8 protein-coding genes and 1 pseudogene are annotated in these 12,450 nt (G+C 32.9%); 2 read left to right on the top strand and 7 right to left on the bottom strand.

Going from position 1 to position 12,450, the window contains the following annotated elements; genetic code table 11:
* Nucleotides 1-36: 36 nt before the first annotated feature.
* Complete coding sequence (locus T473_RS0106435; RefSeq protein WP_024621152.1) at nucleotides 37-1,113, bottom strand: type IV pilus twitching motility protein PilT; 1,077 nt, start codon at nucleotides 1,111-1,113, stop codon at nucleotides 37-39.
* Between the two features lie 265 nt (nucleotides 1,114-1,378).
* Between T473_RS0106435 and T473_RS0106430 the strand changes: the two genes are divergently transcribed.
* On the top strand, nucleotides 1,379-3,217 hold the full coding sequence (locus tag T473_RS0106430) for a metallophosphoesterase (protein WP_029791584.1): 1,839 nt from the start codon (nucleotides 1,379-1,381) through the stop codon (nucleotides 3,215-3,217).
* 138 nt (nucleotides 3,218-3,355) lie between these two features.
* On the opposite strand, the gene T473_RS0106425 is transcribed toward T473_RS0106430, so the two are convergent.
* The 4 genes from T473_RS0106425 to purR form a co-directional block, all read right to left on the bottom strand.
* Nucleotides 3,356-4,306 (bottom strand): ribose-phosphate diphosphokinase, encoded by a 951-nt coding sequence (locus T473_RS0106425; protein ID WP_024621151.1) that lies wholly within the window; start codon nucleotides 4,304-4,306, stop codon nucleotides 3,356-3,358.
* Nucleotides 4,307-4,344: 38 nt separating this feature from the next.
* Entirely contained in the window at nucleotides 4,345-5,721 is a 1,377-nt protein-coding gene (gene glmU / locus T473_RS0106420) for a bifunctional UDP-N-acetylglucosamine diphosphorylase/glucosamine-1-phosphate N-acetyltransferase GlmU (RefSeq protein WP_024621150.1), read from the bottom strand.
* A gap of 276 nt (nucleotides 5,722-5,997) precedes the next feature.
* Entirely contained in the window at nucleotides 5,998-6,276 is a 279-nt protein-coding gene (gene spoVG / locus T473_RS0106415) for a septation regulator SpoVG (RefSeq protein ID WP_024621149.1), read from the bottom strand.
* A gap of 139 nt (nucleotides 6,277-6,415) precedes the next feature.
* Complete coding sequence (gene purR, locus T473_RS0106410) at nucleotides 6,416-7,348, bottom strand: pur operon repressor (RefSeq protein WP_024621148.1); 933 nt, start codon at nucleotides 7,346-7,348, stop codon at nucleotides 6,416-6,418.
* A 254-nt stretch (nucleotides 7,349-7,602) separates the two neighbouring features.
* Here purR and murC point away from each other — a divergent pair, with 254 nt between their 5' ends.
* Nucleotides 7,603-8,952: a UDP-N-acetylmuramate--L-alanine ligase gene (murC, locus tag T473_RS0106405; RefSeq protein WP_024621147.1), complete on the top strand. Its 1,350-nt coding sequence runs from the start codon at nucleotides 7,603-7,605 to the stop codon at nucleotides 8,950-8,952.
* A 95-nt stretch (nucleotides 8,953-9,047) separates the two neighbouring features.
* On the opposite strand, the pseudogene T473_RS16395 reads toward murC, so the two are convergent.
* Nucleotides 9,048-11,687: pseudogene (locus T473_RS16395) on the bottom strand (HAD-IC family P-type ATPase); the annotation flags it as partial.
* A 113-nt stretch (nucleotides 11,688-11,800) separates the two neighbouring features.
* On the bottom strand, nucleotides 11,801-12,187 hold the full coding sequence (locus T473_RS0106395) for a MarR family winged helix-turn-helix transcriptional regulator (protein WP_242825879.1): 387 nt from the start codon (nucleotides 12,185-12,187) through the stop codon (nucleotides 11,801-11,803).
* Between the last annotated feature and the right edge of the window lie 263 nt (nucleotides 12,188-12,450).

Raw genomic sequence — 12,450 nt, 5'->3', positions numbered from 1 at the left:
GAATTATATAATATATGTAAATTCCACCACCCCTATTTACAAAAATTTTAATACAAACTCTCTATTTACACATCTTAACAGTAAATTCTCCTCAGATATTACCCCTTCCAAAAATAATTTTACAAGACTTTGGTCCATAGTATTCATTCCATACTTTGATCCCGTCTGAATTAAATTCGATATCTGATGTGTTTTACCCTCCCTTATTAGATTTTTTATAGCTGGAGTCGTAACCATTACCTCCGTAGCAACCACCATAGGCGAATAAATCTTTTTGGTATAATCATTTTGTTTATTTTCTCTTGGAACCAACTGCTGAGATACTATTCCCTCACATACTGAGGACAACTGTGCCCTGATTTGATAGTGTTCTGAAGGGCTAAACATGTCTACAATCCTATCTACTGACTCTGCAGCTCCCATAGTGTGAAGTGTTGAAAATACAAGATGCCCTGTCTCAGCTGCCCTAAGTGTTATAGACATGCTCTCCCTGTCACGTATTTCACCTATTAGTATTACGTCTGGACTTTGTCTCAAGGCAGATACAAGTCCAGAATTAAAACTCGAAGTATCATTTCCAATTTCCCTTTGATTTACTATGCTTTTATTATGTTTATGTACATATTCAATTGGATCTTCTACGGTTATAATGTTCTTTTCTTGAATTCTATTTATTAAATCCACTGAACTCGCCAGTGTTGTACTCTTTCCACTACCAGTGGAACCCGTTATCAAAATTAGCCCTGAGCGCTTTTGAATAAAAGCTTTTAATATCTGTGGAAGATACAATTCATCTAAGGTGGGTATTTTATTTGGGATTATCCTGAATGAAATAGCTATATTTCCCATCTGTTTGTATGAATTAACCCTGAACCTTTGGTATTCACCTATTTCTATAGAGAAATCCACTTCCCCTATTTTCATCACTTTCTGGTATGTACTCTCCGAAGAAATTTCAATAAGCATTTTTTTAGATAGTTCTGTTGTTATTTTTACATCCTCAATATATCTAAATTTCTCTCCTATTCTTACTGTTGGCCTTGCACCTACTGATATGTACAAATCTGATGCGCCAAGGTTTACTAACTTTTTTAGCAAATAATATATATCCACTATCTCACCTCACAGAGATTTTTACTATTTAGATTATTGACATTTTTAATCTATAAAAATACTAATTTTTATATTTATTATTTGAAATATATTAACTTTTAAAAAACATCTCTGATATAGTGATTTCTAGATATAATTTATTATAGAAATAAGTGAATTAATAGTGAATAATACAAAATTTAAACAAACTATATTAATAGCACTAACTATGACGCATTTAGTCTTTATATAGTATAATTACTGTATAAAATACAAGGAGGAGTTTATGAATAGAAAACTTTTTTTTATTACGATATTATTATTGCTTATCACTACAACTGGTTGTCAAAATAAAGAAGCAGAAATAAATATCCTAGCTACAACAGATTTACATTCTATTATCCCAGAAACTTTAGTTGAATACGTAGGTCAAGAAAGAAAAAAAGATCCGAATTTGCTTTTAGTAGATGCCGGCGACTTTTTTGACTCCCAAACCACTGATATGCAAGAGTGGTTTACAGGTCAGAAGTTTGTCGGACTGAAAGATAGTAAACCTCAATATCAAACTCTCGAAAAACCAATGGATGGTGAATCGCCAATATCAAAAATGATGGGAGATTTAAAATACGATGCAGTAGTTTTGGGTAACCATGAATTTGTAGGTCCAAAAAAAATATTAGACAGATTGGTGTCTGAATACGAAAATAATGAGATGCCTATTGTTTCAGCGAATATCTATGAAACTTCAGGGAAGAATTATGTAAAACCATACGTTATGAAAAATGTTAAAACCAAAGAAGGAAATGTTAAGGTCGGTATATTAGGACTAACGTTAAAAGAAATTGGAGAACGCTCTGAGTTTAAAAACCCTGAAAAAGATAAAGAAGCTAGATTCCTTCAAAATCAGCAAGAATACAAAGGCACCTTGTATGCAAATGATTTAGTCGAAGATGCAAAAAAATGGGTGGCAGTTATGGAAAAAGAAAAGCCAGATATAATAGTTGCCGCAGTTCACTCTGGGGAAGAGCCGAAAAAGGCTAGAAATCCCGGAAATAGAATAAAGGAACTAGCAACTACTGTCGATGGTATAGACGCTATAGTAGCGGGTCATACACATAAAAAAATAGAACAACATGATTACAAAAATAACTCCGGAGAAAAAGTTATAGTTACTCAACCCGCATCGCACGGAGAATATATTTCAAAGATAAACTTCAGTTTAGTAAATAAATCTGGCAAATGGAAAATTACAGATAAAAATAGCTCTTTAAAAAATTTTGAAGAAGTTAATCTAATTTCAAGTAACATAAATAATGAAAAATCAATTGTAGATTTAAATGCATCTATCTTAAACAATCTATCAAACGATGATCAATCAATTATACTAAATACTGGAGACAGTCTAGATATCCAAACACCATATTTAAAGGAATTATATGCTGAATTTAAATCTAACGACAGTAAAAAGAATGATTCTCTACAAAAAATAGATACATTCAAAAATTTGATGGATATAGGAATGTCTGGCGGGGCGATTGTACTGGGTGAAGATAATTTAAATCCCCATTATGACAACCCTTTGATTGATTATAAATTTATCGATTATATAAACTCAGAATTTGGTATCGAACTAGCTATCTCAGCAAATATCTATACGAAATCAAATAAAAATTATACAAAACCGTACATAATAAAAGAAGTTGATACCAGAGAAGGTAAAATAAAAGTAGGCATACTTGGACTTACTGAAAGCAGTAAAAAAAATATAGGAGATCTTCAAATAAAGGATCCTATAACAGAAGCAAATAAACATATTAAAAATATGCAAAAAGAAAATACGGATATTATTGTAGCAGCGATAAATTCAACTGAGAATACTAATAAAGAGAATAGTTTAGAAAAAGAACTCGCTACTAAATCAAATGATATTGACGTGATCTTTTCTAAAAATACTAAAGTAAACTCTACAGATGAAGTCTATAATAATAAATCTGGCAAAGAAGTGTTGGTAATAAGACATGATCCATCAAACACATCTCTAGCTAAAATAAAATTAAATTTAGAGAAAGAAAATGGAAAATGGATTATCACAAGCAATGATAATCGGGTAGAAAGAATAAAGTAGAGGATTCTATTCAACCCATATAGGATTATAAACATGGTAATTTAAATTTCAAATTTTTTAAACATATCTAATTATAAAATAAAAAATCGGCAGTTATAGATTCTCCTATAACCGCCGGTTATTTATTTATAAATTTTATTAAAATAATTTACTTACTGATTCATTTGAGAATATCTTTTGAATAGCATCTCCAAATAGATTAGCAACAGTTTTTATCTTGATCTTTTCGATTCTCTTCTCTTCAGGTAATTGAATAGTATCAAGTACTATAAGCTCTTTTATGTCTGATTCAGAAATTCTATCTATAGCAGGTCCTGACAATACACCATGAGTACAACATGCATAAACATCTTTAGCCCCAAATTTCTTAAGAGCTTGAGCTGCGTTTACTATAGTCCCAGCTGTATCTATCATATCGTCCATAAGTATTACATTTTTACCTTCAACTTCTCCTATTATGTTCATAACTTCACTTACATTTGCCTTTGGTCTTCTCTTATCTATTATAGCTATTGGAACTTCTCCTTTTAGAGAATTAGCAAACTGTCTAGATCTAGTTACACTTCCTAAGTCCGGTGAAACTACTACTAGATCTTTTATATCCATTTGATTGAAATGATCTGCTAGTATTTTACCGCCAAGTAAGTGATCAAGTGGAATATCGAAATATCCTTGAATTTGAGCAGCATGTAAGTCCATAGTAAGAACTCTATCAGCTCCAGCTGCTGTGATTAGGTTAGCAACTAACTTAGCCGTGATAGGATCTCTTGCCTTAGCTTTTCTGTCTTGTCTTGCATATCCATAGTATGGAATAACTGCTGTAATTCTTCCTGCTGAAGCCCTTTTAAGTGCGTCTATTATAATTAATAACTCCATTAGGTTGTCATTTACTGGGCTGTTAGTTGATTGAACTACGAACATGTCGCAACCTCTTACAGTTTCGTTCATGTTTAAACATATTTCACCATCGCTGAACTTAGCAACCTCACAATCTAACAAATCAACATCCATGTACTTAGCTATCTTACCTGCTAATTCCTTAGATGAATTCCCAGCTATGATTTTAATTTCACTTCCACTAGTATTCATGTATTTAACTCCTCCTGAAAAATTTTGAAACAACTATATTATTTATTGCTATCTCTTTTATTCTTTTTTTCTACCCAACCTTCTTTTACCACTTGTCTCTGTCTAGCTATAGCTAGTGCTCCATTAGGTACATCGTCAGTTATTGTAGAACCTGTTGCTATATATCCTTTTTCCTCTATTGTAACTGGCGCAACTAGGTTACAGTTTGAACCTACAAATGCTCCATCTTTTACTACCGATTTAAATTTATTTTTACCATCATAGTTTACGAATACTACTCCACAACCTATATTTACATCTTTTCCTACTTCAGCATCGCCTATGTAAGATAAGTGTGAAGCTTTTGATCCATCGCCTATCTTAGCATTTTTTACTTCTACGAAGTCTCCTATTTTAACGTTATTTCCTATATCTGATTTTGGTCTTAGGTATGCGTAAGGTCCAACATTAGTGTTTTCGCCAACAACGCTGTCTACTACAGTAGAATTAATCACTTCTGTATGATTTCCAATCACTGAGTTTGTTATACTTGAATTCATGCCTATTATACACTCAGAACCTATTTTTGTAATTCCCATAAGCATTGCACCTGGATAGATTATAGAATCATTTCCTATCTCTACATCTGATTCTATATAAGTAGAATTTACGTCTATTATTGTTACTCCATTTACCATGTGCTTTTCATTTATTCTTCTTCTCATTAACTCTTCAGCTTTTGAAAGCTCTACTCTCGAGTTAACTCCCATAAGCTCTTCAATTGTAGATCCATTAAATGCACCTACTTTATGTTGTTTATCTCTCATTATTTTTATTGTATCAGTTAAGTAGTATTCACCTTGGGCGTTGTTATTGTCGATTAAGTCCAAAGCTTCTCTTAAACTCGCTCCATTAAAACAGTATATACCTGAGTTTATCTCTTTCACTAATTTCTCTTCTTCACTTGCATCTTTTTGCTCTACTATTTTAAGCAGATCTCCATTTACGTCTCTAATTATTCTACCATAACCCTGTGGATTGTCCACACTTGTTGTAAGAACTGTTGCATGATATCCGTTATCTATGTGATATGCAAATAGATCCTTTAGAGTATCTTCTTTTATAAGAGGAGTATCTCCACAAAGTACTACTATAATGTCATCATCTTTTATATAGTCTTTTGCTTGCAAAACTGCATGACCTGTTCCTAGTTGTTCCTCTTGTTTGATCGTAGTACAGTCTTTGCCAAGTTGTTCGTTTACACGATCTGCTTCATGACCTAAAATAACTACAACATCTTTTACCCCAGAATTTTTAGAAACATCGATTACGTGGTTTACCATCTCTTTACCACATACTTTATGTATCACCTTTGGATGTTTTGACTTCATTCTCGTTCCTTTGCCTGCAGCAAGGATAATAGCTTTAAAGTTCATTTGTTCACTCCATTCAATCAAATTTCACTTCTTTATTTGATAGATTATTCTTTTATGTATTCGATAGATTATATTTATAAAAACCGATTTATTTTAGGTTCATTTAATAAGCTTTTTAACCTGATATTTTATAGTATTGTCCTTTTATTAAACGTCCCGCTTCGATATATTCATTAATAATATAGCATTTTTTTAATTAAAAGTACACATGGAAATAGAAAAAAGGACCTTATCATACAGGTCCTCTAGATATTCTAGTGATTAATAATTTTATTATTATTCAGCAGCTACTTCTAATTGAGCTATTGATTCATGGTAAGCTTCTAAAACGGCATCTTCTAATATTTGTCTCATTTCTGCATTTATCGGATGCGCAATATCTCTAAAATTACCTTCGCCTACTTTTCTACTTGGCATTGCTATAAAAAGACCGTTGTGGCCCTCTATAACCTTGATGTCATGCACAACAAATAAATTATCAAAAGTGATAGAAACTATGCATTTCATCTTGCCTTCATCTGTTACTTTCCTTACTCTTACGTCAGTTATTTTCATACTAAAATATCCCCCTTCAATTTTGACAGAAATTTAATTTATATTAATGCGAATTAGATAATATAAACCGTTTTTTAAAAGATTCTATAAAACCTCGGGATATCCTTTTTATTTTGGAAAATTTATTTAATTTTTTTTATTATTCTTTAAAATCTCCATTTTCGATAGAGTTTTCAGGTTGATTTTCAACTATTTCCACTATTTCTTCTAAATCGTCTATTACTTGAGAATTGAATTTACCATTCTCATCTGCTTTGTACTCATCTTTAAATGTCTTTAAATTTGGCTCAACAGTTATTATATCATCTTCTACATTTAGTTGGATAAGTGATATATAATCGTCTACAAGTTTATTTTTTGGTGTAGCTTTTGATATAAATACTCCTGTACCTATAACCTCTGCTCCAAATTCATTCATTAGGTCTATCATTCCTCTGATAGTTCCTCCGCCCCTCATAAAGTCGTCTATGATGATAACTTTACTGTTCGGCTTTAGAGCTCTTCTCGGAAGACTCATGCTCTCTACTTGTGAGCTGTTTCCACTTATATAAGTAGTACTAAGAGTTGGTCCTTCAGATACTTTTGTATCCTTTCTAATTATTACTAGCGGTAAATTCATCGCTTTTGCAGTCATTGAAGCCATAGGAATTCCCTTTGTCTCCATAGTGACTACATAGTTAGCCTCTTCGTAATCTATATTTGATGCAAAGATCTTACCTACCTTAGCTGCTATAGTTGGATCGTAGATTAAGTCTACTAAGTAAAGAAAACCTCCTGAAAGGATTCTAGACTGATCATCTATTTTGTTACAAAGCTCCATAAGTACTTGGTTGTTTTCCTCAACCGATGTCTTTGGAATATACTTGACTCCACCAGCAGCTCCAGATATAGTTATAACCTTGCCTAGTTGTAATTTTTCAAAAACATTTTTAACTACCAACAAATCTTCACTTATAGTAGATTTGGCTGCATTAAATTTATCTGTAAAATAACCTAGTGTATAAGTTCTATTTGGATTGTCGGATAATATCTTTACAATAGCTCCAATTCTCTCTGTTCGTTTGAATTTCATAATAATATCCTCCTACGACTTCCCTTTCAAGTGAGTATTAATTATAATGCATATCTATGCCAAATATGGTATAATATTGTCTATGATTTTTATTGTAATAACTAGCATAATAACATAAATATACTATATTATATTATTGTTTAAATTAGTATTAATTATAAGCTCGATTTATATTAATATCGAACATTATATTATTATACCATAAAAAAAGTTCATCTTGTAGGACTTTAATAAAAAAAGGATGGTGATTTTATATGAATATACATTTTATCGGAATCGGTGGAATAAGCATGAGTGCTCTTGCAGAAATTTGTCTAAATAAAGGCTACACTGTGTCAGGATCTGATATGACAGAATCGTATTTACTAGAAAAACTTAGAAATCAAGGCGCAAAAATATTTGTAGGACAAAAAAGAGAAAATATAGCCGATGACATAAACATGGTTGTATATACAGCAGCTATTCATCAAGATAATGAAGAATTAATGGCCGCAAAAGAAAATAATATATTAATAATGAATAGAGCAGCATTCTTAGGACAGATAATGAGGGAGTACAAAAACTCTATCGCTGTTTCTGGAACACATGGTAAAACAACAACTACATCAATGTTGTCTACACTGTTTGAATTTGCAGATTTAGATCCTACAATCTTAGTTGGAGGAAATTTAAGTTCAATAGGCGGAAATGTAAGAATAGGTAATTCTAATCACTTCATAACTGAAGCATGCGAGTACGTTGATAGTTTCCTAAATTTCAATCCAAAAATAGCATTAGTGTTAAATATAGAAGAAGATCACCTAGATTATTTTTCAGGTATAGACGAAATAAAAGCATCGTTCAATAAATTCGGTAAATTACTTCCAAATGATGGCTACTTTATTATAAATGGAGACGACGAAAATACAAAAGATATTTTATACGATGTAAAAGCACAAACAATAAAATATGGAAGAGATTTAGATAATGATGCTATAATCAAAAATATCCACTTTACAGACGATGGGTATGGCGTATTTGATATACTTTACAACCATGTAAGTCTAGGTACATTTGAATTATCTGTTCCAGGACTTCACAATATCTACAATGCTACTGCTGCTATAATAACAGGATTAATTTCTGGTATAGATGTAGAAATATGTAGAGAAAATATAAAAAATTACAAAGGTGTTGGCAGAAGATTTGAAAAAAAAGGTCTATACAATAACACTCTAGTAATAGATGATTACGCTCATCATCCTACAGAAATAAAAGCTACTTTAGCTGCTGCTAAAAAGCTTAAAAAATCAAAACTATGGTGTATATTCCAACCACATACATACACAAGAACAAAGACTCTAATAAACGACTTTGCAGAGGCATTCTATGCTGCTGATAAAGTGATAATAACTGATATATACGCTGCTAGGGAAAAAGATCCAGGAAATATCCACTCTAACGATCTAGTAGAGAAACTTTACCAAAACAACGTTGATGCAATATATATTAAAGAGTTTGAAGACATAGCTCAACATATCCGTGACAATGTAGATGATAACGACCTTGTTATCACTTGTGGCGCTGGCCCAATATTTAAAGTTGCTGAAATGCTAGTTAAATAGTAGTTGTTGCCATAAAATAAATAAGAGCTCCCCCAGTAATTAGTAAGACCAAAATGTCTTACCATAGGGGGAGCTTTTTTATTTAGAAGTATTTACTTCACATTGCAAATTCGATTATATTTTAGACCATAATTATCTACATATTTTCCAATTTCTGCGACTGTAGTTGGAACAATTGAAAGTGCAATAACAATAAGCCAGTGGCTTATTCCTATTCCTGTCAATCCGAATATGCCTCCAATAGGTGGAATTACTACAAGAAGTACTAGTGCAAACATCATACCAACGGCACTAATTACTAATGGCCAGTTGTCGCTAAGTGTACGTTCAAATATTGATTTTCTACTTCGTACAGTAAAAATATGCATTATAGATGTCAATCCTAATACGAGAAATGCCATAGTTTGACCTATCATAGCCGAGGAATCTATTCCACTTATAAAGCTCGTAGACATCCCAACATAGTAAGCGATAAGTACCACTATGGAACATATTAAAGTTTGGCGTCCAATTACTTTCATTAAACCTCCACTAAATATACTCTCCTCTCGCTTTACAGGAGCATTTGACATAATCCTAGGATCCGATGTCTCTTTAGCAAGTTGAAGTCCAGGTATACCATCTCCAAGTACATTTATTAACAGTAACATAACTGGTGTTACTAAAACACCCCAACCTACTATTTGAGCGAAAAGCATTACAAGGATTTCTGAAAGGTTACATACTAATAGAAAGTATATAGTCTTACGTATATTAGAGTATACATTACGCCCTTCATGTACTGCTTCAACTATTGTTGCAAAATTATCGTCAGTTAATACAATATCTGATGCACTTTTGGCAACCTCTGTTCCAGAATTGCCCATGGCAACTCCAACATCAGCAGCTTTTAAAGCAGGTGCATCATTTACTCCATCTCCTGTCATTGCAACTACTTCTCCATTTTTCTGCCAAGCCTTTACTATTCTAATTTTGTCTTCAGGTGAAACCCTAGCATAGACAGAATAATCTTTTACTGTATTAAAAAGCTCATCATCCGTCATTTCTGATAATTGCGATCCCGTCAATACCTTTTGTCCCTCTGGCAATATACCTATTTCTCTTGCAATTGCCCCAGCTGTAGCCGCATGATCACCTGTAATCATAACAGTACGTATACCGGCCTTTTTTGCAGTTTCTATGGCTTTAGCTGCCTCTGGTCTCGGTGGATCAATTAAACCAATCATGCCTAATAGGTCAAGATCCTGTTCAATCTCCTCTATGTTGTCTTCTGATGGAAGATTTTCAATATGCTTAATTCCTATAGCTATTACTCTTAGAGCATCTTCAGCAAACGAATCATGTACTTCCTTAATCTTAATGTCTAAATTTGGTTTCGAATGATTTAAAGGTATTCTGTCTAAAGCTCCTTTGGTTAGCACAATATAGCCATCACTAGGATCCTTTAGTACTACAGTCATCATTTTACGTTCAGAAGAGAAAGGTATCTCTGCTACTTTATGATAATTTTCCTCTATTTCTGATTTTTTTATTCCTTTTTTGTTTAACAGACGCATTATTGCGATTTCGGTGGGATTACCAATGAACTGAGGTTTACCATCTTCCCCAATTTCAACGGTTGCATTACTGGCTAAAGCCAGCTTTTTCAAGAATACGAGCTGTTTATCATCAAACTCATCTAAGTCACTAAATGGTTCATTTCCTACCATACAAAGTCGTTTAATATTCATTTGATTTTGTGTAAGTGTTCCTGTTTTGTCGGAGCATATAACTGATGTGCTTCCCAATGTTTCCACCGCAGGTAATTTTCGAATCAAAGCATTTTTTCCAACCATGTTTTTTACACCATGAGATAAAGATAATGTTACGATTAGATTCAAAGTTTCTGGAACTGCAGCAACTGCCAAGCAACTGCCATTAAGACCATACTCCAAAAATCCTCTCCCTGACGCATACCTATAGCGAATAGGAAAACCGCAGAAACAATAGCAATACAGCTAATAGTTTTACCAACTTTATCTAATCTCTTTTGTAAAGGTGTCTTATCATGTTTTGTATTGCCCAAAAATCCTGCAATTCGTCCAATTTGAGTATTCATACCAGTTGAAGTTACTACAGCAGTTCCACGCCCTGCAGTTACAAGGCAACCTGAAAATAACATATTTATCTGATCACCAATAGGAGTCTTCCCTGATAATTTAGCTGTAGGATCTTTTTCTGAAGGATCACTTTCTCCAGTAAGAGAAGATTCATCCACTTCAAGCCCTATGCTTTCTATCAATCTAGCATCAGCTGGAACAAGTGATCCAGATTCTAGTATAACAACATCACCTGGTACAAGTTCAGATGCTTCAATTTGTTGCTGAATTCCTTCACGTATTACAATACATGTTGGACTATTTAAATCCGCCAATGCCTCGAGTGCCCTCTCTGCTTTTCCCTCTTGCGTTATAGCGAGTATCAAGTTCATAATTACAATTGATACAATAACTAATGGTTCAATATATCCATGCCCATTTCTTATAGCTAGCATAAACGATAAGGCAGCGGCCATTATTAATATAATTGTTGATACATCTTTTAAATGCCTGAGAATTGTTTTCATGAGCCCGTCTTTTTCTTGCTCTGCAAACACATTTTTTCCGTATTCAGTCTGTCTGCTCTCCACAATTTCTTGAGACATTCCACTTTCAAGGTTGACCTCGAACTTATTTATTACTTCCTCTGCACTTAATTCATAAAATCTAATAATACATCATTCCCTTCAATTAATTTTCTGTAATCAAAATTTATTACATAGAATCTCTACCTATATATTTAATAGAAAAGCAGGAATTACCTGCTCTTTCTATCGCTTCGATTCTTCTGGGAGGTTTCGGCATACTTTTGCCAATAGATTCATCAACATATCTTTTTCCTCCTGATTTAAACCACATTGAAGCGCTTGTTCAACATTAGAAAATACACTTCTAACTTCCTTTACGAGCCTTTCTCCTTTATCTGTCAGAGTTAACACCATGGCTCTAGCGTCATCTTTTCGAGTTGTACGGATAATATAACCTTTTTCCTCTAATCCCCTTAAAATGCTAGTAACAGACGGTCCTTTCAGATGCATATAATCCTCTAGAAATCGTCGACTTATTTCAGTACCATCCTTGATACTATCATAGATTACACTCAGAAGGCGTCCCTGCTGATTTGTAATTTCAAGCGATTTTAGAGTTTGATCACCCATATAGTAAAGTTCATGTGAGATATTTCTAATGTAATACCCCAAAGTTTCATCTTTACTTCTTCCAACCATATTATTTCACCTCTTGATATTTAAGCCAATCTTTGTTTCATAGATACACTAAACAAATACTCTATTTATAAACAATTCTTTATCTATAAATATAGTTTAAAGAAATCTAATATTTAGGTATGTGTTTAGTTTAATCAATCAGAGAAATGGCAATGATATAGTAATCTTTAAGTTTAATATACAAACGGAGAAAT

This window comes from Clostridioides mangenotii TR (assembly GCF_000498755.1).
Lineage (GTDB): Bacteria > Bacillota > Clostridia > Peptostreptococcales > Peptostreptococcaceae > Metaclostridioides > Metaclostridioides mangenotii_A.
This window is presented reverse-complemented; position numbering and strand designations above follow the sequence as displayed.

Bases quoted from the DNA above. Each gene is read 5' to 3' on its own strand.
- T473_RS0106430 (WP_029791584.1), top strand. From the start codon at position 1,379: ATGAATAGAAAACTTTTTTTTATTACGATATTATTATTGCTTATCACT.
- T473_RS0106425 (WP_024621151.1), bottom strand. From the start codon at position 4,306: ATGAATACTAGTGGAAGTGAAATTAAAATCATAGCTGGGAATTCATCT.
- glmU (WP_024621150.1), bottom strand. From the start codon at position 5,721: ATGAACTTTAAAGCTATTATCCTTGCTGCAGGCAAAGGAACGAGAATG.
- spoVG (WP_024621149.1), bottom strand. From the start codon at position 6,276: ATGAAAATAACTGACGTAAGAGTAAGGAAAGTAACAGATGAAGGCAAG.
- purR (WP_024621148.1), bottom strand. From the start codon at position 7,348: ATGAAATTCAAACGAACAGAGAGAATTGGAGCTATTGTAAAGATATTA.
- murC (WP_024621147.1), top strand. From the start codon at position 7,603: ATGAATATACATTTTATCGGAATCGGTGGAATAAGCATGAGTGCTCTT.
- T473_RS0106395 (WP_242825879.1), bottom strand. From the start codon at position 12,187: ATGGGTGATCAAACTCTAAAATCGCTTGAAATTACAAATCAGCAGGGA.